General features: G+C 71.4%; 18 protein-coding genes and 1 tRNA gene. 12 read left to right on the forward strand and 7 right to left on the reverse strand.

The window, feature by feature from the left end; all coding sequences use genetic code 11:
• Positions 1–762 precede the first annotated feature (762 nt).
• Together ACGFY9_RS33190 and ACGFY9_RS33195 are read right to left on the reverse strand one after the other, a co-directional pair.
• A complete protein-coding gene (locus tag ACGFY9_RS33190) occupies positions 763–2,106 on the reverse strand; it encodes a M1 family metallopeptidase (protein ID WP_393760312.1) in 1,344 nt (447 codons plus the stop codon).
• 80 nt (positions 2,107–2,186) lie between these two features.
• The gene (locus ACGFY9_RS33195; protein WP_393760314.1) at positions 2,187–6,050 is read right to left on the reverse strand and encodes a Pls/PosA family non-ribosomal peptide synthetase; all 3,864 of its coding nucleotides are present in this window, start codon (positions 6,048–6,050) and stop codon (positions 2,187–2,189) included.
• Positions 6,051–6,545: 495 nt separating this feature from the next.
• On the opposite strand from ACGFY9_RS33195, the gene ACGFY9_RS33200 reads away from it, so the two are divergent.
• Together ACGFY9_RS33200 and ACGFY9_RS33205 are read left to right on the forward strand one after the other, a co-directional pair.
• Positions 6,546–7,793 (forward strand): MFS transporter, encoded by a 1,248-nt coding sequence (locus ACGFY9_RS33200; protein ID WP_393760316.1) that lies wholly within the window; start codon positions 6,546–6,548, stop codon positions 7,791–7,793.
• A complete protein-coding gene (locus tag ACGFY9_RS33205) occupies positions 7,790–8,623 on the forward strand; it encodes a class I SAM-dependent methyltransferase (protein WP_393760318.1) in 834 nt (277 codons plus the stop codon). The genes ACGFY9_RS33200 and ACGFY9_RS33205 overlap by 4 nt, the downstream gene beginning before the upstream one ends.
• Before the next feature lie 75 nt (positions 8,624–8,698).
• Here ACGFY9_RS33205 and ACGFY9_RS33210 read toward each other — a convergent pair.
• Positions 8,699–8,786 (reverse strand) — tRNA-Leu (locus tag ACGFY9_RS33210).
• 199 nt (positions 8,787–8,985) lie between these two features.
• Here ACGFY9_RS33210 and ACGFY9_RS33215 point away from each other — a divergent pair.
• The 3 genes from ACGFY9_RS33215 to ACGFY9_RS33225 all read left to right on the forward strand — a co-directional run bounded on the left by ACGFY9_RS33215 (position 8,986) and on the right by ACGFY9_RS33225 (position 11,903).
• Positions 8,986–10,311 (forward strand): M20/M25/M40 family metallo-hydrolase, encoded by a 1,326-nt coding sequence (locus ACGFY9_RS33215; protein WP_393760320.1) that lies wholly within the window; start codon positions 8,986–8,988, stop codon positions 10,309–10,311.
• Between the two features lie 182 nt (positions 10,312–10,493).
• Positions 10,494–10,727: a chaplin ChpH gene (gene chpH, locus ACGFY9_RS33220; protein WP_019059153.1), complete on the forward strand. Its 234-nt coding sequence runs from the start codon at positions 10,494–10,496 to the stop codon at positions 10,725–10,727.
• A 132-nt stretch (positions 10,728–10,859) separates the two neighbouring features.
• On the forward strand, positions 10,860–11,903 hold the full coding sequence (locus ACGFY9_RS33225) for a chaplin (RefSeq protein WP_393760322.1): 1,044 nt from the start codon (positions 10,860–10,862) through the stop codon (positions 11,901–11,903).
• Between the two features lie 89 nt (positions 11,904–11,992).
• Here the strand turns inward: ACGFY9_RS33225 and ACGFY9_RS33230 are convergent, their stop codons facing one another.
• Positions 11,993–12,181: a DUF5703 family protein gene (locus tag ACGFY9_RS33230; RefSeq protein ID WP_005485166.1), complete on the reverse strand. Its 189-nt coding sequence runs from the start codon at positions 12,179–12,181 to the stop codon at positions 11,993–11,995.
• Positions 12,182–12,228: 47 nt separating this feature from the next.
• Between ACGFY9_RS33230 and ACGFY9_RS33235 the strand changes: the two genes are divergently transcribed.
• On the forward strand, positions 12,229–12,951 hold the full coding sequence (locus tag ACGFY9_RS33235; protein WP_393760324.1) for a hypothetical protein: 723 nt from the start codon (positions 12,229–12,231) through the stop codon (positions 12,949–12,951).
• A gap of 234 nt (positions 12,952–13,185) precedes the next feature.
• Here the strand turns inward: ACGFY9_RS33235 and ACGFY9_RS33240 are convergent, their stop codons facing one another.
• Together ACGFY9_RS33240 and ACGFY9_RS33245 are read right to left on the reverse strand one after the other, a co-directional pair.
• Entirely contained in the window at positions 13,186–15,462 is a 2,277-nt protein-coding gene (locus ACGFY9_RS33240) for a helix-hairpin-helix domain-containing protein (RefSeq protein WP_393760326.1), read from the reverse strand.
• Complete coding sequence (locus ACGFY9_RS33245) at positions 15,459–16,442, reverse strand: aldo/keto reductase (protein WP_393760328.1); 984 nt, start codon at positions 16,440–16,442, stop codon at positions 15,459–15,461. The genes ACGFY9_RS33240 and ACGFY9_RS33245 overlap by 4 nt, the downstream gene beginning before the upstream one ends.
• Positions 16,443–16,628: 186 nt before the next feature.
• Between ACGFY9_RS33245 and ACGFY9_RS33250 the strand changes: the two genes are divergently transcribed.
• Complete coding sequence (locus ACGFY9_RS33250) at positions 16,629–17,684, forward strand: LLM class F420-dependent oxidoreductase (RefSeq protein ID WP_393760330.1); 1,056 nt, start codon at positions 16,629–16,631, stop codon at positions 17,682–17,684.
• 236 nt (positions 17,685–17,920) lie between these two features.
• Positions 17,921–18,709: a ferritin-like domain-containing protein gene (locus ACGFY9_RS33255; RefSeq protein WP_393760332.1), complete on the forward strand. Its 789-nt coding sequence runs from the start codon at positions 17,921–17,923 to the stop codon at positions 18,707–18,709.
• A gap of 16 nt (positions 18,710–18,725) precedes the next feature.
• On the opposite strand, the gene corA is transcribed toward ACGFY9_RS33255, so the two are convergent.
• A complete protein-coding gene (gene corA / locus ACGFY9_RS33260) occupies positions 18,726–19,724 on the reverse strand; it encodes a magnesium/cobalt transporter CorA (protein ID WP_393760334.1) in 999 nt (332 codons plus the stop codon).
• A gap of 173 nt (positions 19,725–19,897) precedes the next feature.
• Here corA and ACGFY9_RS33265 point away from each other — a divergent pair, with 173 nt between their 5' ends.
• The 4 genes from ACGFY9_RS33265 to mshC all read left to right on the forward strand — a co-directional run bounded on the left by ACGFY9_RS33265 (position 19,898) and on the right by mshC (position 23,357).
• Entirely contained in the window at positions 19,898–20,584 is a 687-nt protein-coding gene (locus tag ACGFY9_RS33265) for a histidine phosphatase family protein (protein WP_393760336.1), read from the forward strand.
• 75 nt (positions 20,585–20,659) lie between these two features.
• Positions 20,660–21,250, forward strand: a complete 591-nt coding sequence (locus ACGFY9_RS33270; RefSeq protein WP_033283700.1) for a DUF3090 domain-containing protein — start codon at positions 20,660–20,662, stop codon at positions 21,248–21,250.
• Complete coding sequence (locus tag ACGFY9_RS33275; protein WP_393760338.1) at positions 21,214–22,032, forward strand: SCO1664 family protein; 819 nt, start codon at positions 21,214–21,216, stop codon at positions 22,030–22,032. The genes ACGFY9_RS33270 and ACGFY9_RS33275 overlap by 37 nt, the downstream gene beginning before the upstream one ends.
• Positions 22,033–22,127: 95 nt before the next feature.
• Complete coding sequence (mshC, locus tag ACGFY9_RS33280; protein WP_393760340.1) at positions 22,128–23,357, forward strand: cysteine--1-D-myo-inosityl 2-amino-2-deoxy-alpha-D-glucopyranoside ligase; 1,230 nt, start codon at positions 22,128–22,130, stop codon at positions 23,355–23,357.
• Positions 23,358–23,478 lie beyond the last annotated feature (121 nt).

A 23,478-nucleotide genomic window follows, 5' to 3' on the forward strand; every position in this document is an offset into this window, starting at 1 on the left:
GAGGCAGGGGCGCGTAGGGGAGATCGAGGCTTGACCGCGTGAATCGGAGCCATTTGTGCTTGAGCGTCGCGCAGGCGAGAAGCTGCGGCTCCGTGTTCTCCGACGCACCGTCGGCAGGCGTGGCCTGGATGAACTGCACCAGCAGGGCGCCGGTGACCCGGGTGCCGATCTGCTTCACGAACCTCGGCGGGAGGATCCACTCGACTCCGTAGTAGGGGGTCTCGTCGACGCTGTGATGGACTCTGCTGACGTACCACTTGTACCTCGGTATCTGAGGCGCGCTGCGCGCGGTCAGATGGGCGGCGGCAGCCGTCACCATCGTCAGCCCTGGGAAAGGGGCCACGGCCGCCGTGATCTGGCCGGCGGCTTCCAGCACGGGGGCGGCTGTGTGCAGGTCTGCGGCCAAGGCCGATTGCCAAGCCCGTTCGTGCTTCACCGGTGGTAGGTGGTACACGACCGCCTGGAGGTCTTTCACCCGCCAACTCCCCACAGCCGGGAACAGGAGCCTGACCCGCAGATGCGGTGCCTTTCCGGTGTACCCGAGCGTCCAGACGTACAGATTCGCCGTGAGGTGATGGGGCTTGTGGGCCTCTGTGGCGAAGATCCGCTCCAGCGGAATGGACTGCGGCTCGGTCTCCCCGTAGACCTCCAGCCACTCGCCCGCCCCCGCAGTCGCCCGGCACCAAGCAGCTGTCATGACTTCACCCCCGTGAAGTCACTTGATACTCCGTCAGCTCCCCACCCGCAACGGAGCCGACAACCTCAGACCGCGATCCCCGTCTCCGCCGAAGGCATCGGCGGCAACGCCCCCCGATACACCCACGCATCGAAAAGCTGGTCCAGCGGCTCGGACGTGAACCGGGACGCGTGAGACGTGAACGTCGCTGTCGTCACCGTCCCGTTGCGGTGCTGGTTCGCCCAGCCCCGCAGCATCCGGAAGAACGCGATGTCGCCCAGCGCGCAGCGCACCGCGTGGACGGTGACCCCGCCGCGCTCGTAGAGCCGGTCGTCGAACATGGACTTGCGGCCGGGGTCGGCGAGCCGCAGGTCCTGGGGGAGCGTGGACAGCAACCGGTGCGCGGCGGCGGCGTGTTGATGGGCCGTACGGCCGCCGGAGCGCTCGGACCACAGCCACTCGGCGTACTTGGCGAGCCCCTCGTTCAGCCAGATGTGCCGCCAGTCGGCGATGGACACGCTGTTGCCGAACCACTGGTGGGCCAGCTCGTGCGCCACGAGGCGTTCCGAACCCCGGGCCCCGTCAACGTGGTTGGCGCCGAACAGCGACAACCCCTGTGCCTCGACGGGGACATCGAGTTCCTCTTCCGTCACCACGACCGCGTACTCGTCGAACGGGTAGGGCCCGAACAGCTCCTGGAACAGCGCCATCATCGCGGGCTGCCGCGCGAAGTCCCTTGAGAACTCAGGGAGTAGGTCCGACGGGATGTGCCCGTGCTGCGGCACACCGCCCAGACCCGGGTCGCCGAGCAACACCGTCTGGTACTTCCCGATCGACAGCCCGACCAGATAACTCGACGTCGGCGCCGACTGCTCGTACACCCAAGTGGTCGTCGAAGCCTTGGTGGTTCGGGTGAGAAGTCGACCGCCCGCCACCACCGCGTACGCCGACGGCGTGGTGATCGAGATCTGGTACGACGCCTTGTCGGCGGGGCGGTCGTTGCACGGGTACCAGGAGGGCGCCCCGATCGGCTGGCTCGCCACCAGCGCGCCGTCCGTCAACTCCTCCCAACCCAGGCCGCCCCAGGGGCTGGCGACCGGCTTGGGATTGCCCGACCAGTGCACCTCGACCGTGAACGCGGCACCGGCCCGCAGCGGCTTGGCGGGCCGGATACGCAGCCGGCCGCCGCGGTGCGTGTAGTGCGGCTGGCGGCCGTCCACCCGGATCCGGCCGATCTTGAAGTCGCCCAGGTTCAGCTGGAATTCGGGCAGCGGGGCACGGCCCGCTATGGCGTTGATGCGCGCCGTGCCGGAGAGGCGGTTGGGGCCGGGACGGTAGTCCAGCGCGAGCTCATAGCGGTGCACCCGGTAGCGGGCATCGCCGTTTGCCGGGAAATACGGGTCCGGACCCGCCGCCTGCTGAACGGTCACTGCTGCGTCTGCTCCCTGCGCTGTGCTCGTATCTCGTACCCGTGCACCGCCCTCCGAAGCCGACGCCGCGTGACCCGTGTTCAGGGTCGCCATGACTCGATCGGATTGCCCAGCCAGCGGGTGTCGTCCGGGACGGACTCCGCCGCCATCACGAGCGACGCGGGGCCCAGAGTGGTACGGGCCCCGACCACGCTGCCGGGCAGGACGATTCCGCCAGGACCCAGCGTCGCGCCCTCACGGAGGACCACAGTATCCGTCCGCAAGATCCGGTCGTGGAAGAGGTGGGTCTGGAGCACACAACCACGGTTCACTGTGGAGGCGTCCTCCAGGGTCACCAGATCGGTCTCGGGCAGCCAGTAGCTCTCCACCCAGACGCCCTTGCCGATGTGCGCGCCGAGCCCGCGCAGCCAGGCCGTCAGCACCGGAGTACCCGGCACGGAACCGGCCAGCCACGGCACCGCCACGACCTCGACGAAGGTGTCCGCCAGCTCGTTGCGCCACACGTAACCGCTCCACAGAGGGTGCTCGGCACCGCGGTGCCGCCCCACGAGGGTCCACTTGGCCACGATCGAGATCAGCCCGGCCAGCGCACCGACCGCCAGCAGCACGAGCCCCGACAGCAGCGGAGCCCACAACCCCAGCGCGCACAGCGCCGCCACGGTCAGCACGGCAAGACCGGCCGAGCAGAACACCGGCACGATGCGGCACAGCTCCACGAGACCGCGCGCCCACAGCAGCTTGGCCGGCGGGTCGTACGTCCGGCTCTGGTCGCCGCCGCTCGTGCTGCGCGGCAGCTTCACCGGCGGCAGCCCCAGGTACGACGTGCCCTTCTTCGCCTTCTTCGGCGTCGCCGACAGCACCCCGACGAGCCCGCCGTCCGGCACGCTCCGCCCGGGCGCGGTCATCCCGGAGTTCCCGAGGAACGCCCGCCGCCCGATCTCGGCCCGCCCGATGTGCACCCAGCCACCACCGAGTTCGTACGGCGCTGTCAACGTGTCGTCGGCCAGGAACGCACCCTCGCCGACGGTCGTCAGGCTCGGCAGCGCGAGCACGGTCGACACCTCGGCACCGCGCCCGATCCGCATCCCGAGCAGCCGCAGCCACACCGGCGTGACCAGCCCGGCGTACAGCGGGAACAGGGTCTCGCGGGAGAGGTCCATCAACTGCGTGACCGTCCACGCCTGCCAGCCGATCCGGCTGTGCGTCGGGTGCGTACCCTCACGCAGCCCCAGGCTGAGCAGCCGTACACCGATCAGGATCAGCAGCGCGTACGTCAGCCCGAAGGCCAGCGTCGCCGGGACCAGCGCGACCGCCGCGCCCCGCAGGGCCTCGCCGAGACCGTCACCGGGCGCGATGAACGCGCTCGCCACCAGGAGCGCTACGGCTCCGGAGACCACCGGGAGCATGGTGAGCGCGAAGCCCGTCACGCCGTACATCACACGCCAGTACGTGCCACGCTGCGGGCGCTCCTTGGGCCAGTTGCGCTTGGCCTTGCCGAGCTTGACCGCGGGCGCGCCCGCCCAGCGCTGGCCGGTCGGGACCGTGCCGGTGACGGCCGAACCCGGCGCCACCTCGGCCCGCTTGCCCACCCGGGCACCGGGGAACAGCATGCTGCGCGTGCCGACGACGGCGTGCGCGCCGACCTTGACCGGGCCGATCTCCAGCCGGTCGCCGTCCAGCCAGTAGCCGGACAGGTCCACCTCGGACTCGACGGCGGCACCGCGGCCCATCTTGAGCATGCCGGTGACCGGCGGGAGGGAGTGCAGGTCGACGTCCGGGCCGATCTTGGCGCCGAGGGCACGCGCGTACCGCTCCAGCCAGGACCCGGTCAGCCCGGTCGCCCCGCTGAACTCGGCCAGCCGCTCCGCCGCCCACAGCCGCAGATGGACGCTGCCACCGCGGTCGTAGCGTCCGGGCTTCACGCCACGCAGCAGCAGCCGCGCACCGCCCGCGGCGATCGCGAGCCGTCCGGGCGGGCTGAACAGGAGCAGCGCGCCGGCGCCGACCAGCCACCAGGAGGCGGTCGGCAGCCACGCGTAGCCGGACAGGACATTGCCGAGCGCGGCCAGTGCCACCGTCCAGCGCAGGCCGACCAGGGTGAACAGGGGGACCAGCGCGAGGAGTTGGATCACCTTGGCGCGTGTCGGCACCGGGGCGATCACCCGCGCGGTGCCGTCGCCCTGCGCCGAGTCCTCCAGGTGCCGGGCCAACTTGCGCAGCGTCGGCTGCTGGTAGATGTCGAGGACGGCCGCGCTCGGGTACCGGGTGCGCAGCCGAGTCGTCAACTGCGCGGCGGCCAGGCTGCTTCCGCCGATCGCGAAGAAGTCGTCGGCCGCGCTGCTCACGGGGATGCCGAGCACCTCGGCCCACTGCTCCGCGAGCCAGGCCTCCGTGCCGTAGAGCTGCTCCTTGGCGCCACCGGTCTCCAGGCCTTCGAGCGGCCACGGGAGCGCGTTGCGGTCGACCTTGCCGGACGTGCGGGTCGGGAGGTCCTCGACCGGCGCGATCAACGGCACGAGGGCGGCGGGCAGTTCGGCCCGCAGCTTCTCGACGGCGGCGGCCTGGTCCCAGCCCTCCTGGGTGACGACATAGCCGACGAGAAGTTGGTTGCCACTGCGGGCAGTTCGTACGGCGGCTGCGGCACCCGCGACTCCGGGCAGTGCCTGGAGGGCCGCGTCGACCTCGCCCAACTCGATCCGGCGTCCGCCGAGTTTGATCTGCTCGTCGGCCCGGCCGAGGAAGATCAGGCCTTCGGGCTCGGCCTTGACCAAGTCGCCGCTGCGGTACGCCCGTTCCCAGCCGAGCGATTCGAGGGGCGCGTACTTCTCCGCGTCCTTCTCAGGGTCGAGATAGCGGGCGAGACCGACCCCGCCGATCACCAACTGCCCACTGCCGCCCATCGGTACGGGCACGCCGGCCTCGTCGACGACGGCCAACTCCCAGCCGTTCAGGGGGAGTCCGATACGGATCGGCTCGTCGCCGGTCATCAGCGAGGCGCAGGCCACGACGGTCGCCTCGGTCGGGCCGTACGTGTTCCAGACCTCGCGGCCCTCGGTGACAAGGCGCTGCACCAGCTCGGGCGGGCAGGCCTCACCACCGAAGATCAGCAGGCGTACGTCGTTCAGTGCCTCCGGCTCCCAGAGGGAGGCCAGGGTCGGCACGGTCGAGACGACGCTGATGTCCTGCTCGACCAGCCAGGGGCCGAGGTCGGCACCGCTGCGCACCTGCGAGCGCGGCACCGGCACCAGACAGGCGCCGTAGCGCCAGGCCAGCCACATCTCCTCGCAGGACGCGTCGAACGCGACGGACAGCCCCGCCATGACCCTGTCACCCGGACCGATGGGGTCCTCGGTGAGGAACAGCGCCGCCTCGGCGTCCACGAAGGCCGCCGCGCTGCGGTGGGTGACGGCGACGCCCTTGGGCTTGCCGGTGGAGCCGGAGGTGAAGATGATCCACGCGTCCTGCTCGACACCGGGCCGGGCGGCCGGGACCTCACTGTGCCCAAGGACGGTCAGCGCGTGCTCGGCGCCGATGACGGCCCGCACGTCGGCCTCGCCGAAGACCAGCTCGGCCCGCTCGTCCGGGTCCTCGGCGTCCACGGGGACGTAGGCGGCACCGGCGGCGAGTACGGCGAGGATCGCGATGTAGAGATCGTTGGTCCCGGACGGGACGCGCACGCCGACCCGGTCGCCGAGGCCGACACCGGCCGCGGCCAGGGTGCGGCGCAGGGTCTCCACCTCGACGGCCAGCGCACGGTAGGTGAGGCGGACGGTGCCGTCGTCCAGGGCGAGCTCGTCGGGATACGACCGCACCGACGCGTCGAAAATGTCGACAAGGGTGCGGGCCGAGGCGGCCGGCGCCGCGGAGAAACGTGCCGTATCGCCGAACTGTGTGCGGATCTCTTCGTCAAGCCCGAGAGCACTGCTCTCGTGTATGGCTGCCATCGGTCCTCGCGTCTCGAACCCGGAAACCTCCGGGGTGCTGGCGGGCCCGCAGGTATGCCTGGGGTTGTCCAGCTCCAGCTCCGTTCCGTAACAAGCCGGAAATTTTAGTACGACGCTAGGCTCCGGGCCTGCCGACGGCCACTCGGGGGAGCCGAACGGGGGCGCTCCGTGAGCGTCCGGCAACGCTCTGACCTGGTGATCTTCGACCTGAAGGAGACATCCCCCACAAAACCGGCGAGGGCTTCTCCTCGCTTCGGAGGGATCGGGCCGAAGGCTTCCGGCGGGGCGCCGTGCCGACATATGTCGTCGATCAGACAATCCCGGAATGAGATTCGGCCAACTCCCCTGTTAACCCTCTGCGTTCGCACACGAATCGATGAAGTCGGGGCTTGTCACACGGGACGGCCATGAGGCTAAATGTTGAATGAATCGACTCCGGTCGCGGGTCGCCGCCTTGCACCGGGTGTCTCGCGGCGGGGGAAGGGGATTCGTCTGGTGGCAGCCGACCGGCCGGTGGGCTATCGGGTGCTGTGGGCGGTGACGGAGTACCGCGCGGTGTTCGTCGCGAGTGCGCTGTCCTGGACCGGGGACTATCTGTGCAAGGCCGCGGTCACCCTGCTGGTGTACGAGCGGACCAGTTCGGCGCTGGCCTCCGGCGCAGCGTTCGCCATCGGGTATCTGCCCTGGCTGCTCGCGGGCCCCGTGCTCGCCACGGTCGCCGAACGGTACCCCGCACGCATGGTGATGATCTCCTGCGATCTGGTCCGCGCGGTGCTGATCGGACTGGTCGCGATTCCGGGCCTGCCGATCCCGGTCCTCTTCGCGCTGCTGCTGGCCGGCGGGCTGGCGTCGCCACCGTTCGAGGCGGCCCGCTCCGCCCAGCTCCCGGAGATCCTGACCGGCGACCGGTATCCGCTGGCCCTGGCCCTCAACAACTCCGTCTTCCACGCCGCCCAGGTCGCCGGGTATGCGATCGGCGGGGTGATCGCTGGATACAGCCCACAGGTGGCACTGGCGCTGAACGCCCTCACGTTCGTCGGTTCGGCGCTGCTTCTGCGCCTGTACGTCCGCAAACGCCCCGCGGCGCTGGCGGTCGCCCGCCGTGTCGGTCTGTGGCGCGAGACGGGACAGGGATACGTGGTGGTGTTCGGCGATCCACTGCTGCGCGCCATCGCGATCATCACCTTCGGCGTGGTCACCTTCGTGATCGTCCCGGAGGGCCTGGCCGCCGCCTGGGCGTCCGACCTCGGCGGCGGTGGCAGGACCCAGGGTCTGATCATGGCCGCCAACCCGCTCGGCGTCGCCATCGGTGGCCTGGTCCTGAACCGTCTGCTGTCGCCCCGGGTCCGGACCCTGCTGATGCGCCCGTTGGCCGTCCTGGCACCGCTGGTTCTGGTTCCCGCGCTGCTCAACCCGCCGCTGGTCGTGGTGGTGGTCGTGGTCACCGTCTCCGGGATAGCCATGGCGCTGCTGCTGCCCGCCGCCCAGACCCTGTTCAAGCAGGCGCTCGCCCAGGAATACCGGGCCCGGGCCTTCGGGGTGATGAACGGTGGTGTGCAACTCGCCCAGGGCGCCGCGATCCTGATCACGGGCGCACTCAGCGAGCGCCTGCCCACCCCGACCGTCATCGGCGCCTGGTGCGCCGCCGGCACTGTGCTGATGCTGCTGGCCACGTTCCGGCCGCTCACCGACTCCCCCGGGGCGGTCGCCGGGCCACCCGTGCTGACCGAGGAGACCCGATGAACACCCCCGCCGTCACGGCTGCCACCGGTGGTGAATCCGGCCAACCTCTGGACGCCCAGGACCCCGGAGACCGCCAGGGCCCCCGGACCGGCGATGCGATCGGGGACCTGCTGCTCGCCGCCCACCAGGCCGCCGCGGACCCGGATACGGACCCGGTCCTGCAGATCATCGAACGCGACGACGGCTTCGTGAAGTCGGCTCCCCTCACCTCCTGGCTCGCACCGATCGACCAGTGGCCCGCCGAGGACCGCCAAGCGCTGGACCTGGTCAAGGGCCACCGGGTCCTGGACATCGGCGCCGGTGGCGGACGCGCCGCGCGCGTCCTCATGGAGCGCGGCCATGACGTCACCGCGCTGGACGTCTCGGCCGGCGCGCTGGAGGTGTGCCGGCGGCAAGGCGTCCAGTCCCTGGTCCACGGCACGGTCGACGAACACGCCGGTTCCGGGGCGCGCTACGACAGCTTCCTGCTGCTCGGCGCCAACCTGGGCCTCCTGGAAAGCCGGTCGCGGGCGCCCCGGTTCCTGCGCGCCCTGGCCGCGATGGCCGCACCCGGGGCCGTCGTCATCGGCCAGGGCCACAACATGACCGACTCCCAGGACCCGCAGCAGCTGCCCTGCAACCGGCGGAACCTGCGCGCGGGCCGTATCGCCGGTCAGCGCACCCTGCGGATCCGCTACCGCGACGTGACCACCCCCTGGTTCGACTACCTGTGCCTGGCCCCTCGCGAACTCGCCGAGCTGGCCGCCGGAACCGGCTGGCAGCTCACCGACACCGCCCCCGACGACACGGCGACCGACTACACCGCCACCCTCACGTTGGCATTCAACTGAACGTCGTACCGCCACAGTCCTTGGACGCAAGATCCTGAAACGCAAGAGACCCCACACAGAGTGTGGGGTCTCAGCTGGTGTCCGAGGGGGGACTTGAACCCCCACGCCCGATAAAGGGCACTAGCACCTCAAGCTAGCGCGTCTGCCATTCCGCCACCCGGACAAGGTGTCTGTCGCGCGTGGTTTCCCCCGCGGCGACGAAGGAAACATTACCAGGCTTCCCGGGGTGGCCGATCACCCCCTGTTCCCACCCGCGTCCCGCGTGAACGGCGTGTGACGGGCCGGGACCGCCCTTGGGGTGAGGTGCGACGGGGAGAGAGGATGGGGAAGGACCACCAGCAGTGACAGTGGGAGGAAGCAGCGTGAGCGACACGGACACGGCCAAGGGCGTCACCGGCGAGGACGAGGTCGTGGACCTCTGCCGCGAGCTGATCCGGATCGACACCAGCAACTACGGCGACCACTCGGGCCCCGGTGAGCGCAAGGCGGCCGAGTACGTCGCCGAGCAGCTCGCCGAGGTGGGCCTCGAACCCAAGATCTTCGAGTCGCACCCGGGACGCGCGTCCACGGTGGCCCGGATCGAGGGCACGGACCCCTCCCGGCCCGCGCTCCTCATCCACGGCCACCTGGACGTCGTGCCGGCGAACGCGGCGGACTGGACCCACCACCCCTTCTCCGGCGAGGTCGCGGACGGGTGCGTGTGGGGGCGCGGCGCGGTCGACATGAAGGACATGGACGCGATGACCCTGGCGGTCGTCCGCGACCGGCTGCGCAGCGGGCGCAGGCCCCCGCGCGACATCGTGCTCGCGTTCCTCGCCGACGAGGAGGCGGGCGGCACGTACGGGGCACGGCACCTCGTCGACAACCACCCCGACCTGTTCGAGGGCGTCACCGAGGGCATCAGCGAGGTCGGCGGGTTCTCGTTCACGGTGAGCGAGGAGCGGCGGCTCTATCTGATCCAGACGGCCGAGAAGGGCATGCACTGGATGAAGCTGACCGTGGCCGGCACCGCCGGGCACGGGTCGATGATCCACCGGGACAACGCGATCACCGAGCTGTCGGAGGCGGTCGCCCGGATCGGCCGGCACAAGTTCCCGGTACGGGTCACGAAGACGACGCGCGCCTTCCTCGACGAACTGGGCGACGCGCTCGGCACCCAGCTCGACCCCGAGGACATGGAGTCCACCCTCAAGCGGCTCGGCGGCATCGCCAAGCTCATCGGCGCGACCCTCAGCAACACCGCCAACCCGACGCAGCTGAACGCCGGTTACAAGGTCAACGTCATCCCGGGCGAGGCCACCGCGCACGTCGACGGGCGGTTCCTGCCGGGGTACCAGGAGGAGTTCTTCGCCGACCTCGACCGGATCCTCGGGCCGAACGTGAAGCGTGAGGGTGCGCACTCCGACAAGGCCCTGGAGACTTCCTTCGACGGGCCCCTGGTCGAGGCCATGCAGTCCTCGCTGCTCGCCGAGGACCCGACCGCGAAGGCGATCCCGTACATGCTCTCCGGCGGTACGGACGCCAAGTCCTTCGACGACCTGGGCATTCGGGGCTTCGGCTTCGCACCGCTCAAGCTGCCGCCGGAGCTGGACTTCGCGGGCATGTTCCACGGCGTCGACGAGCGGGTGCCGGTGGACGGGCTGAAGTTCGGGGTGCGGGTGCTGGACCGGTTCATCGACGCGTCCTGAAGTCGCGTCCTGAAACACCGGTCGACGCCGGTTGACGCCGGTTGACGCCGGAATTCGACCGCCCGTACGGAAGCCACTGGGACGGGTGAATGTGCTCATAAGCTCGTAGCTCCATTACTCCCTCCTCGTTACAGGTGATGCGATCGGCAACACGAGATCGCTTTTGCCAACAAGGAGGAATAATGATCAAGAAGGTCGTCGCCGCTGCGGCTGCCACCGGTGGCCTGGTTCTCGCGGGTGCGGGTCTGGCCGTCGCCGACTCGGGCGCTCAGGGTGCCGCCGTGCACTCCCCGGGTGTCGTTTCCGGCAACGTCATCCAGGTGCCCGTGCACGTCCCGGTGAACGTGTGCGGCAACACGATCTCGGTGATCGGTCTGCTGAACCCCGCCTTCGGCAACACCTGCGTCAACAAGTGACGTCGTCCCTCTGAGGGGTGACCACATCCTCGGCCCCGGAGCGCGCGCCATGCGCTCCGGGGCCGACGGGATTTCGGGCGAGAAATCGCGCGAGGAATTCAGTCAGGATTGAAGGCAGGGGGGAATTAAGCAATGCGACAGGTCACTCGAAAGAGCTTGATGACCGTGGCGGCCGCGACCGGGGTCATCGCCGCCGCGGGCGGTGTCGCCCACGCCGACTCGGGCGCCGCGGGCTCCAGTTCGGACTCGGCCGGCGTACTGTCCGGCAACACCGCGCAGGCACCGGTGCATGTGCCGGTCAACGTCTGCGGCAACACCGTGAACGTGGTGGGGGTCCTCAACCCGGCGGTCGGCAACAAGTGCGGCAATCCGGGCGGGGGCGGCGGAAGCGGTCACGGCAACGGCGGTGGCCACGGTTCGCCGGGAGGTCACGGCCCGACCGGCGGGTACGGGGACTCCGGTGGTTACGGCGGCTCCGGGGGCTACGGCGGGTCAGGCGGACACGGCGGTTCCGGTGGGCACGGGGGCTCCGGCGGGCACGGCGCGCACGGCGGCTCAGGGGGCTCGCACGCCGGCGGACACGCCTCGGACTCGCCCGGTGTCGGCTCCGGCAACCACGTCCAGGTACCCATCGACGTACCGGTGAACGTCTGCGGCAACAGCATCGACGTCATCGGCATCGGCAACGCCGTCACCGGCAACGACTGTGCCAACGACGGGAGTTGGAACGGCGGCGGCCATGACCACGGGACCCCTCCGGGCGGCGGCGGTCACCATGGGACCCCTCCGGGCGAGGGCGGCCATCACGGTCACCACCCGGGCGGTGGTCATCACCACGGCACGCCTCCCGGTCACGGCGGCCACCACGGCACGCCCCCGGGCGGCGGCCACGGGACCACCCCGCCGGGAACGCCGGGTCACCCCGGGACCCCGAGCCACCCGGGCACGCCCACCCACCCCACCTCGCCGGGCACCTCGCCGATCAAGGGCGGTCAGACGCCGATCGGTTCCGTGCACGTGAACCAGCCCGGTGCGCGGTCCGGCGTCCAGTCCCAGGGCGGCGCCCAGCTCGCACACACCGGCAGCGAACTGCCGCTCGGCCTCGCCCTGCCGGTCGGCGCGGGCGCGCTGCTCGCGGGCGCGGTGCTGTACCGCAAGGCGCGGGCCTCGGTGTGACCCCCGGGCACATGTGACCCGGACCGTGTGATCTGCGCAACGGAGGGGCCCCGCACTGCCGGGGCCCGCTCCGTTTCGCCCGGCTCAGCTCACCACGTGGCGCGCACCTGGCGGATGATCCGCCGGCGCAGCCGCACCCTGCGACTGCCGTCGCGCAGCAGGCTCAGTCGGTCCAATTCCCAGTGTCCGTACTCGGCATGGTCCGTCAGCAGACGTGTGGCGTCCTTGCGGGAGACCCCGCGCGGTACGTACACGTCGACAAATTCGTATTCCGGCATCGCATCTATTGTGCGGGCAGAGCCCCGGTACGGATAGCGTCTGCACTATGTCTGATGCTGCGCAGCCCACCGCTGCCGAGGTACGCGCCGCCGCCGAGGCGGTCAAGACCGCGCTCGACCGCCACCTGGCCGCGGTCGAAGCCCGGTCGGGGGAGGACGACCCGGCCGTCTACGAGGCGTTCAACCAGCTCGCCGCGGCCGCCGAGGTCTACGACGAGCTGCTCTACGACCGTTATGACGAGGTCACGCCTTTCGAGATCCCCGGTTCGGACGACTCCCTGCCGCCGTACACCGGCCCGGAGGAGCCGAACGCGGTGAGCGTGCTGATCCGCCGGGACTACGCCGTGGCGGAGCCGCAGCGGCTGCTGGCCCAGGCGCAGCGGGTCGAGGCGGCGGTCGGCGACGGCACGGGCACGGAGGCCTCCGGCACGATCCACGGTGCGCTCGGCATCCTCTTCGACGAGTTCGAGGCGGACGAGATCGCCTCCCGGCCCAAGGAGTTCGGCCTCGAAGAGGGCGACTCCACGCTGTGGGTGACCGCCGCCGACGAGACGGCCGAACCCGGCGCCTGGCTGGAGGCCCCCTTCGAGGGCGTCGACCCGCAGCGGGTGGTGTGCCGCTTCGACGTCAGCGCGGTCTTCGACGACGAGATCAACGACGAGCTGGACGACATCGACGAGGTGGACGAGGCCGAGGACGAACTCGATCCCGACCTGGACGCCGATCTCGACGAGGACGAGGACCTGGAGGCGCTGGAAGCGGACCGCTGATCCGCGCCAGCTGTTGCGACGACGGCGGGGGGGGGGGGGGGGGGGGGGGGGGGGGCCCCCGCGGCCCCGCCGCGGGGGGGGGGGGGCCGGGGGCCGGCGGGGGGGGGGGCGCCGCCCCCGCGGCGCGGCGCGCCCCCCCCCGCGCCGCCCCCCGCGCCCCCCCCCCCCCGCCCGCGCCCCCCCCCCCCCCCCCCCCCCCCCCCCCCCGCCGTCTGTCGTCCGTGCCGTCCGGGCTCAGACCTCCGCCGGGACCTGTGGCCGCAGCAGCACCGGCAACCGGGTCGTCCGCGGCTTGGCCGGGACCTCGGCGACGGCCCGGGGCAGTGCCTGGTCCACACCGTGCACCACGGAGAGGTGACGATCGGCCCGGCTGAACGCCGTGTACACCCACGGCCGGCTGAGCGCCTGCGCCGCGTCCCCCGGCAGCACCACGACCACCGCGGGCCACCGCACCCCCACCGCCTGGTGCGCGGTCAGCGCCCACCCGTGCCGCACGGACTGCTCGACCCGCTCCTTCGGTACGACGACGGGGCCGTCGGCGCACGCCAGGTGCAGCCCCTCGGCGTCGGCGTCCACCACCCGGCCGGGAACCGTACGGCCCGGGGCGGGGGAGTACGCGATCCGGTCGCCGGGGTCGAAGCCGCCGAATCGGCCGGGGCCGGGGTTGAGCCGCTCCTTCAGCGCCACGTTGAGGGCACGGGTGCCGGCCGCGCCGCCGTGGCCCGGCGTGATCACCACCGTCTGTTCGGCCGGGACACCGATCACGCGCGGCACCGAGTCGGCGACGAGCTGCACGGTCCGGTGCACGGCCTCACCGGCGTCGCGCACCGGCACGATCACGACTTCCTTGCCGGGAGCCTCCACCTGGTTCAGCTCACCGATGCCGATGCCCGAGACCAGCTCGCCCACGGGGCCGAGGTCGGGCCGCCGCGAGACGATCTGGGGGCAGGCCTTCGACGCGAGCAGATCCGCGAAGACCCGCCCGGCACCCGCCGACCACAACACTGCCGGGTCCCCGGCCAGCACCAGCCGGGCCCCGTCCGGCAGCGACTCACTGACCAACGCCGCCGTCTCGACGTCCAGTTGAGGCGCGTCGAGCACGACGAGCAGATCGAGGTCGAGGGCACCGTCCGCGTCCCGCCCGGGGCCTTCGGCACCGGCCAGCAGTCCGGCGACGGTGGCGGCGCGGGGGCCGTCATCCGGGGCGGGGCTGTCCGACTCGGCGGAGGACGGCCTTTCCGATTCCGTGTTCCGGGTCAGCAACGCGGCGAACCGGTCCCGCCCCACCGGGCTGTGGGCGGCGGCCCAGGCGCGCAGCCCGAAACCCGCCGCCGCGCGGAGCAGTGCCGCAGGTTCCTCCAGGGACGCCTCCCCGCCGGTGTGGAGCACCAGGCCATGGCCCGCGACCGCGCGGATCAGCTCGCCGGTGGAGCCCTTGGCGGCGCCGGCCTGCTCCCAGTCCGCCGCCGAACCGTCCTCCTTCGGCACCGAGTTGATGAGCTTGGCGAGTCCGTCGGCGAGGCTCTCCTCGGCGAGCGCGTACCGCTCCAGGCCGATCAGCACGCGGACCGGACGCTCCTCGGCCTCGGTGTCCTCCTCGGACGCGTCGTACGTGCGCTGCACCGGGACCGCGGGCTCGTCCAACGCGTCCTGGAAGACCAGTACTTCACCCTCCGCGATGGCGCTCTGCGTCGCCGCGTCCGGGTCGGGCACCCCTTGCTTGGCCAGCGCGGCCGTCAACGCCGACGCCTCCAGGGCCGTATGCCCGGCGAGGGCCGCCTGCTCCAGGAGCCAGCCGACGACCGCGCGGCCCCGCCGCTCGTCGTCCGGCGCGCACTCGGCGCCGAGCAGTGCCCGCGCGAACCCGTCGGCCTGCTCGGGCCGTACGCCCGGGACGCGCAGCAACTGCCAAGGGTCCTCGCGGAGTTGATCGTCCCCGCTCTCGCCGAGCGCCGCCGCGACCTGGGCCGCGAGCGTCTCGGGCGCACCGCCCTCGGCCAGCACGAGCCGTACGGACTCGACGGTCTCCGCCGCGGGGGCGCCGGGCTCGGCCGGGACAGGCTGTGGCCGGCGCACCGCTTCGGGGGCGGCGGACCGGCGCGGGGTGGGTTCCGGCTTGGCGAAGGGGGTGGTCACGGGCTTCTCGCCGCTCTCCACGGCCCGTACCGCCGCGAGCAGATCGGCGGCCGTCCCGCTGAGCTTGGTCCCGGCCACGATGGGCCCGGCCTTCTCCGCCTTCCGCCGCTCGATCCGCTCCCGCTCCAGCTTCTGGGCCAGCAACTCGGCGGCCGCCTCGGACAGTTCGGGGGCGGCGGCCTCGGCCTTGGCCTCACCGGTGCCGTCGGTGTCTTGTGCGGCCGGGTCCTCACCGGCGCTCTCGGGAGCCGTGCTCTCGGCGCCTTCCTCGATCTCCGCGGTCACATCCTGCCCCGTGCCCTCGGCGCCCTCCCCGGCGTCCGTGCCCGTGTCCTCGGACGGCGAGGTCTCCGTGGTCTCCGGGTCCGTGCTCACAGCGTGCTCCAGTCGTGATCGGGATAGCGGTGCAGAGGCGCCGACACATCGTCGAGCGCTCGGCAGATCTCGTCAGGAAGACTAAGGGCCTCCACTGACAATGCGGCCGTGAGCTGCTGCGCGTTGCGCGCGCCGACGATCGGGGCGGCCACCCCGGGCCGGTCGCGGACCCAGGCGAGGGCGACCTGGAGGGGCGTCACGGCGAGCCCGTCCGCGGCGATGGTCACCGCGTCCACGATGCGGGTCGCCGTGTCGTCGAGGTACGGCGCGACGAAGGGAGCCATGTGCTCCGAGGCGCCGCGCGAGTCGGCCGGGGTCGCGTGCCGGTACTTGCCGGTGAGGACCCCGCGCCCGAGCGGCGAGGAGGGCAGCAGCCCGATGCCCAGGTCGAGCGCGGCCGGCAGCACCTCGCGCTCCACGCCCCGCTGCAGCAGCGAGTACTCCAGCTGCGTGCTCGCCAGCCGCGTCCGCGTGCCCGGCGCCGCCAGCTGCCAGGTCGCCGCCTTGGCCAGCTGCCAGCCGCAGTAGTTCGAGACGCCCGCATAACGCGCCCGCCCGCTGCTGACCGCCAGGTCGAGGGCCTGGAGGGTCTCCTCCAGCGGGGTGTACGGGTCGAAGCCGTGGATGTGCCACACGTCGACGTAGTCCGTGCCGAGACGGGCCAGCGAGGCGTCCAGCGCGGCGAGCAGATGGCCGCGCGAGCCGTCGAAGCGGCGGTCGGGGTCGGGTACGCTCCCCGCCTTCGTCGAGATGACCAGGTCCCGGCGCGGCACGAGCCCCTCTATGAGCTGTCCGAGCAGGTACTCGGCCTCCCCGTCGCCGTACACGTCCGCCGTGTCGACGAGGGTGCCGCCGGCCTCCCAGAACGCCTTCAACAGGTCCGCGGCGTCATGCTCGTCGGTGTCGCGCCCCCACGTGAGGGTGCCGAGTCCGATCCGGGACACACGAAGGCCGGTACGGCCGAGATGCCTCTGCTCCATGAACGCCGAGATTACTGGCCTGAACCTGCCCTGTGGTTGCCTGTGGATAACCGATTTCCACGATGATCCACAGTCCGTCGCACGGCACGCTCCGTGACCGCTCACCGGCACCCGTCCTGTCCGCTCGGACGACCTCGCGCTAGGGTCGGCACAACAGCGACGTTACTGATCGGTAAGGGGTCTGCCATGCAGCTCGGGATCAACCTCGGCTACTGGGGTGCCGGAATGGACGGCGACAACCTCGCCGTGGCGCAGGAGGCCGACCGCCTCGGCTACTCGGTGTGCTGGGCCGCCGAGGCCTACGGCTCCGACGCGGCCACCGTGCTCACCTGGGTCGCCGCGCAGACCGAGCGCATCGACGTCGGCTCGGCCATCTTCCAGATCCCGGCCCGCCAGCCCGCGATGACCGCGATGACCGCCGCGACCCTCGACTCCCTCTCCGGCGGCCGCTTCCGCCTCGGCATCGGCGTCTCGGGCCCGCAGGTCTCCGAGGGCTGGTACGGCGTCAGGTTCGACAAGCCGCTGGCACGCACGCGTGAGTACGTCGAGATCGTCCGCAAGGCGATGACCCGCGAGCGCCTGTCCTACGACGGCGAGCACTGGACGCTGCCGCTGCCCGGCGGCCCCGGCAAGCCCCTGAAGCTGACCGTGCACCCGGAGCGCGAGCACATCCCGCTGTACATCGCGGCGATCGGCCCGAAGAACCTGGAGCAGACCGGCGAGATCGCCGACGGCGCGCTGCTGATCTTCCCCTCCGCCGAGCACCTGGAGGACACCGCCATCAGGCACCTGCGTGCCGGGCGCGAGAAGGCCGGGAAGACCCTCGAAGGCTTCGACATCGTCCCGACGGTCCCGCTCGCCTTCGGCGACGACAAGGACGTCGAGAAGCTCGCCGACACCTTCCGCCCGTACACCGCGCTGTACGTCGGCGGCATGGGCAGCCGGCAGCAGAACTTCTACAACAAGCTGGCGCAGCGCATGGGCTTTGAGGCGGCGGCTGCCGAGATCCAGGACAAGTACCTGGCCGGTGACAAGGACGGCGCCGCGGCAGCCATCCCGCACGACCTGATCGACAAGACGACGCTGCTGGGTTCCGTGGACCGCATCGCGGACCGGATGAAGGAGTACGCGGCGGCCGGTGTCACCACCCTGACGCTCGCCCCGGCGGGCTGGACCCTGGAGGAGCGGATCGCCGCGCTCCGTGCCGGAACCGAGGCACTGGAGCGCGCGGGGCTCGCGTAACGCGGCTCTGTAGTACGGAAGTTTTCTACGGCCGTGGTGGGGGCTCGGGGGGTCTTCCCCGCCACGGCCGTCACGGGGAACAACGCGCGGCGGGCCGTGCGGTTACGCCCCCGGCGGGACATCCGCAGTCCTCCTTTTGGCGGAGTTGTCCGACACTGCTGTTGCAGCACCTCTGACGTCGCATTTGACTCGTTCTTTGCGGTATGCGGCGGAATCCTGCATGGAGGTGCCTTCAGATGCTTTCGGCCAAGAGTCTGTTCCAGGAGATCCTCGACAACGACGAGTCGTTCCGGCTGTTCTGTTCCATCGCGGCCAGCGGCGAGTCCCAGGGCGGCTGGGAGAACGGGCGCATCGCCGTGCTCGTCCCGCCGGCCGAACGCGACCTCGCCCCCAAGATCAGCCGGCACGGCGCCGACGAGGACAAGCACGGGCGCATTTTCAACGCCCTTCTGAAGAAGCGCGGCCTCGAACCCGTCCAGGTGCCCGCCGACACCGACTACACGATGCTCCTGGAGCGGCACGGCATCGGTCTCGCGCACGAGAAGCTCAAGGGCGAGGCGGCACTGACCGTCCAGGACGTCGTCACCTACCTCGCGCACAGCCGGGTCACCGAACAGCGCGCCTCCGAGCAGATGGACCTGCTGCGCAGGCACTTCGCCGACCACCCCGACCTCGGCCGCGCGGTACGGATGATCTCGAACGACGAGGACAACCATCTCGCCTACTGCCACGAGGAGTTGCTGCGCTTCGCGGCCGCCGGACACGGCCGCGCCATCCAACGGACGCTGCGCGAGTGCGCGTTGGCGGAGATCCGCATCTACCGGGACGTCAGCCTCGCGGTGATGGCCCACATGGGACGCGTCCTCGGCTGGCCGCGCGCCAAGTCGGCCGCGCTCGCCGCGGGCATCCACGCCGTCTACGCGTACGAACGGCTCGGCGGCTGGCGGCGGATGGTGTCCCTGAGGATGCCGGAACGACGCGACGCCCTCGGCGGACCGGCCACCGCGGCACCCGAGTTCGCATGAGCCGGAGCGGAGTCCGCTACAGCCAGCCGCGCCGCTTGAACGTCCGGTACAGCAGCAACTCCAGGGCGGCCATCAGCAGGATCACCGCCGGATATCCCCACAGCCAGTGCAACTCCGGCATGTGGTCGAAGTTCATGCCGTAGATCCCCGCGATCATCGTGGGGACCGCGGCCATGGCGGCCCATCCGGAGATCTTCCGCATGTCGTCGTTCTGCCGGACGCTGGTCTGCGCGAGATGCGCCGACAGGACGTCCGAGACCAGCCGGTCCAGGCCCTCCACGGACTCGTTGACCTTCATCAGGTGGTCGTTCACGTCACGGAAGAACGGCCGCGACTTGTCGTGCACGAACGGCACCCGGTCACCTGCGAAGCCGACGCCCGCGAGCCGGGCGAGCGGCTGCGCGAGCGGTCCGGTGGCCCTTCGGAACTCCAGGATCTGCCGCTTGAAGGTGTAGATGCGCGACGCCGTGGTCCGCGAGCCGCCGCCGGTCGGCGAGAACACCGCCGCCTCCAGCTCCTCCAGGTCGGTCTGCAACTCGCCCGCCACGTCCACGTAGTGGTCGACGATGGCGTCCGCGATCGAGTACAGCACCGCCGTGGGCCCGTGCCGCAGCATCTCCGGCTCCTCCTCAAGCCGGTGCCGTACGGCCGCCAGTGGGGCCTCCTCACCGTGCCGGACGGTCACTACGAAGGAGTCGCCGACGAAGACCATGACCTCGCCGGAGGTGACCGCGTCGCTGTCGGCCTCGTAGCCCACCGGCTTGAGGACCACGAACAGCGAGTCGTCGTAGACCTCCAGCTTGGGGCGCTGATGTGCGGTCAGGGCGTCCTCGACGGCCAGCGGGTGCAGCCCGAACTCCTCGGTGACCTTGTCGAACTCCTTCTCCGTGGGCTCGTAGAGGCCGATCCAGACGAAGGCATCGCCCACGCGACGGCAGTGGTCGAGGCCGTCGGAGAAGTCGCCGGGCCCCTCCGTCCGGCGTCCGTCACGGTAGATGGCGTAGTCGACGATCACGGTGCGTATTCTCCCGCCGTCCGCCCGAAGCCGCACGTTGACATTTTCGCCTCCGGGCCGCCCAAGCCGGTGTCGAGGGGCCGACCGTGCTCGACCCTTCGGGCCTCCGCGCGCCCGGCCCCTCGACACCGGCGCGGCCCTTCGCCGGGTGGCGTGCGCCTACCCTTGGCCCCATGCCCACGTTGATCCTTGTCCGGCACGGACGTTCGACCGCCAACACCGGGGGAGTGCTCGCCGGCTGGACACCCGGTGTCGCCCTCGACGAGCGGGGCAACGCCCAGGCCGCCGCGCTCCCCGGACGGCTCGCCGCGCTGCCGATCGCCGAGGTCGTCACCAGCCCGCTGCAGCGCTGCCTGGAGACCCTCCAGCCCCTCCTGGAGGCCCGCCCCGACCTGCGGCCGCACACCGAGGAGCGGATCGGGGAGTGCCACTACGGCGACTGGTCCGGCCGCAAGCTCGCCGAGCTCATGGACGAGCCCCTGATGGAGGTCGTCCAGACGCACCCCTCGGCCGCCGCGTTCCCCGGCGGTGAGTCGATGCGGGCGATGCAGACCCGCGCGGCCGAGGCCGTACGCGAGTGGAACGCGCGCGTGGAGCGCGATCACGGCGCCGACGCCGTCTACCTCATGTGCTCGCACGGCGACATCATCAAGTCCCTTGTCGCGGACGCACTCGGACTTCATCTGGACCTCTTTCAGCGGATCTCCGTAGAACCGTGTTCCATCACCGCGATCCGTTACACCCGTCTCAGGCCCTATGTCGTACGGCTCGGGGACACCGGTGATCTCGCGTCCCTGGCGCCGCGCGAGGAGCCCCCGGGCGACGAGGCCACGGTCGGGGGCGGCGCGGGCGCACCGTGATCGTCGGCCGCAGTAGGGTGAAGCGGTCGCAGTAGCGCCGCACTTGTCAGCAGTCGATTCCAATGGAGACAGGACGTGTCCCGTCAGGTGTTCCTCTATGACCCGCCGGACCGCTTCGTAGCCGGTACGGTCGGTCTGCCCGGGCGCCGTACGTTCTTCCTCCAGGCCGCCTCCGGCCCTCGGGTGACCAGCGTGGCCCTGGAGAAGACGCAGGTCGCCGCGCTCGCCGAGCGCATGGACGAGCTTCTGGACGAGGTCGTACGGCGCAGTGGCGGCAGCGCGGCCGTCCCGGCCGTCACCCCCACCGAGATCTCCGACACCCGTCCGCTGGAGACGCCGGTCGAGGAGGAGTTCCGCGTCGGCACCATGGCGCTCGCCTGGGACGGCGAGGAGCAGCGCATGATCGTCGAGGCGCAGGCCCTCGTCGAGCTCGACGCCGACACCGACGAGGACCTCGCCGAGGCCGAGGAGCGCCTGCTCCAGGACGAGGAGAACGGCCCCCCGATGCTGCGGGTCCGCCTCACCGGAGCCCAGGCCCGCGCCTTCGCCAAGCGGGCCCTGGACGTCGTCAACGCCGGCCGTCCGCCCTGCCCGCTGTGCAGCCTCCCGCTCGACCCGGAAGGACACGTATGTCCGCGCCAGAACGGATACCGCCGCGGAGCGTGACCACGGCCGAGCTGTTGTCCAAGGGTGAGTTGAAAGTACGCGGACGCATCCGCGAGGCCTCGAACGCGGTGCTGTTCTGCTCCGTGACGTACGAGGGCCGCGAGGCGTCCTGCGTATACAAACCCGTCGCCGGGGAGCGGCCCCTGTGGGACTTCCCCGACGGGAACCTCGCCCAGCGCGAGGTCGCCGCCTACGAAGTCTCCGAGGCGACCGGCTGGGGCCTCGTGCCGACCACCGTGCTGCGCGACGGGCCGTACGGCGAGGGCATGTGCCAGCTGTGGATCGAGGCGGCGGCCGAGTCCGAACTCCTCGCCCTGGTCGACGCGGAGGAGCCCGAGGAGGGCTGGAAGGCCATCGGCTTCGCCGAGGTCGGCGAGGGGAAGACGGCCCTCCTGGTGCACGCCGACGACGAGCGGCTGCGTCGGCTCGCCGTCCTCGACGCCGTCATCAACAACGCCGACCGCAAGGGCGGTCATCTGCTGCCCGCCGACGAGGGGCGGCTCTACGGCATCGACCACGGCGTCACCTTCAACGCCGAGAACAAGCTGCGCACCCTCCTGTGGGGCTGGGCGGGCGAGCCGCTCACTCCGGAGGCGATCGAGGTCCTCCAGGCGCTCAGGGAGGCGCTGAGGGACGGCGGCGGGCTCGCCGTGAAGCTCGCCGAGCTGATCACCGACGTGGAACTCGATGCCACGCGCGCGCGTGTCGACGCCTTGCTCGCGGACGGGAAGCATCCCGAGCCGAGCGGGGAGTGGCCGGCCATTCCGTGGCCGCCGGTCTAGCAGCACGGGGACGGGAGGGCGCGCAAGAGCGCCTCACCGGCCATACGGCCTGGTCCGGTTCGTAAACGGATTATCCGTCCGGTTACGCTCATGACATGTATGCCTGGCCCGCTTCTGAGGTCCCCGCCCTGCCCGGCAAGGGCCGCGACCTCCGGATCCACGACACCGCGACCGGCGGTCTGGTCACCCTGGACCCCGGTCACATCGCCCGTATGTACGTCTGCGGCATCACGCCGTACGACGCCACCCACATGGGGCACGCGGCGACCTACAACGCGTTCGACCTCGTGCAGCGCGTGTGGCTCGACACGAAGCGGCAGGTTTACTACGTCCAGAACGTGACCGACGTCGACGACCCGCTCCTGGAGCGCGCCGTGCGCGACGGCGTCGACTGGGTCGCCCTCGCGGAGAAGGAGATCGCGCTCTTCCGCGAGGACATGACCGCCCTGCGCATGCTGCCCCCGAAGCACTACATCGGCGCGGTCGAGGCGATACCCGGCATCGTGCCGCTCGTCGAGCGCCTCAGGGACGCCGGTGCCGCCTACGAACTCGAAGGCGACACCTACTTCTCCGTCGGGTCCGACCCCAACTTCGGCAAGGTCTCGAACCTCGACGCGGCCGCGATGCGGCTCCTGTCCGCCGAGCGCGGCGGCGACCCGGACCGCCCGGGCAAGAAGAACCCGCTCGACCCGATGCTCTGGATGGCCGCCCGCGAGGGCGAACCGAGCTGGGACGGCGGCTCGTTGGGCCGCGGCCGCCCCGGCTGGCACATCGAGTGCGTGGCCATCGCCCTGGACCACCTCGGCATGGGCTTCGACGTGCAGGGCGGCGGCTCCGACCTCGCCTTCCCGCACCACGAGATGGGCGCCTCGCACGCCCAGGTCCTGACCGGCGAGTTCCCCATGGCCAAGGCGTACGTCCACGCCGGCATGGTCGGCCTCGACGGCGAGAAGATGTCGAAGTCCCGGGGCAACCTCGTCTTCGTCTCAGCGTTGCGCCGCGAGGGCGTCGACCCGGCCGCCATCCGGCTCGCCCTGCTCGCCCACCACTACCGCTCCGACTGGGAGTGGACCGACGGGGTACTGACGGACGCGGTCGCCCGGCTCGGACGGTGGCGTGCCGCCGTCTCACGGCCCGACGGCCCCTCCGCGGTGACGCTCGTCGAGGAGATGCGCGAAGCCCTCGCGAACGACCTGGACGCCCCGGCCGCGCTCGCCGCCGTCGACCGCTGGGCGGCTCTCCAGCGGGACCGCGGCGGCAGCGACGAGGGCGCCCCCGGCGTCGTGTCCCGCGCCGTGGACGCCCTGTTGGGCGTGGCCCTGTAGCAACAGCGCACAGAACAGGGGCGGGGGGGGGGGGGGGGGGGGGGGCGGGCCGGGGGGGGGGGGGGGGGGGGTGGGGGGGGGGGCGCGGGGGGGGGGCGGGGGGGGGGGCGGGCGGGGCGCG

It is taken from the genome of Streptomyces sp. NPDC048504 (assembly GCF_043200035.1).
Taxonomy (GTDB): domain Bacteria; phylum Actinomycetota; class Actinomycetes; order Streptomycetales; family Streptomycetaceae; genus Streptomyces.

Bases quoted from the DNA above. Each gene is read 5' to 3' on its own strand.
- ACGFY9_RS33195 (WP_393760314.1), bottom strand. From the start codon at position 6,050: ATGGCAGCCATACACGAGAGCAGTGCTCTCGGGCTTGACGAAGAGATC.
- ACGFY9_RS33205 (WP_393760318.1), top strand. From the start codon at position 7,790: ATGAACACCCCCGCCGTCACGGCTGCCACCGGTGGTGAATCCGGCCAA.
- chpH (WP_019059153.1), top strand. From the start codon at position 10,494: ATGATCAAGAAGGTCGTCGCCGCTGCGGCTGCCACCGGTGGCCTGGTT.
- ACGFY9_RS33225 (WP_393760322.1), top strand. From the start codon at position 10,860: ATGCGACAGGTCACTCGAAAGAGCTTGATGACCGTGGCGGCCGCGACC.
- ACGFY9_RS33230 (WP_005485166.1), bottom strand. From the start codon at position 12,181: ATGCCGGAATACGAATTTGTCGACGTGTACGTACCGCGCGGGGTCTCC.
- ACGFY9_RS33235 (WP_393760324.1), top strand. From the start codon at position 12,229: ATGTCTGATGCTGCGCAGCCCACCGCTGCCGAGGTACGCGCCGCCGCC.
- ACGFY9_RS33245 (WP_393760328.1), bottom strand. From the start codon at position 16,442: ATGGAGCAGAGGCATCTCGGCCGTACCGGCCTTCGTGTGTCCCGGATC.
- ACGFY9_RS33250 (WP_393760330.1), top strand. From the start codon at position 16,629: ATGCAGCTCGGGATCAACCTCGGCTACTGGGGTGCCGGAATGGACGGC.
- ACGFY9_RS33255 (WP_393760332.1), top strand. From the start codon at position 17,921: ATGCTTTCGGCCAAGAGTCTGTTCCAGGAGATCCTCGACAACGACGAG.
- ACGFY9_RS33265 (WP_393760336.1), top strand. From the start codon at position 19,898: ATGCCCACGTTGATCCTTGTCCGGCACGGACGTTCGACCGCCAACACC.
- ACGFY9_RS33275 (WP_393760338.1), top strand. From the start codon at position 21,214: ATGTCCGCGCCAGAACGGATACCGCCGCGGAGCGTGACCACGGCCGAG.
- mshC (WP_393760340.1), top strand. From the start codon at position 22,128: ATGTATGCCTGGCCCGCTTCTGAGGTCCCCGCCCTGCCCGGCAAGGGC.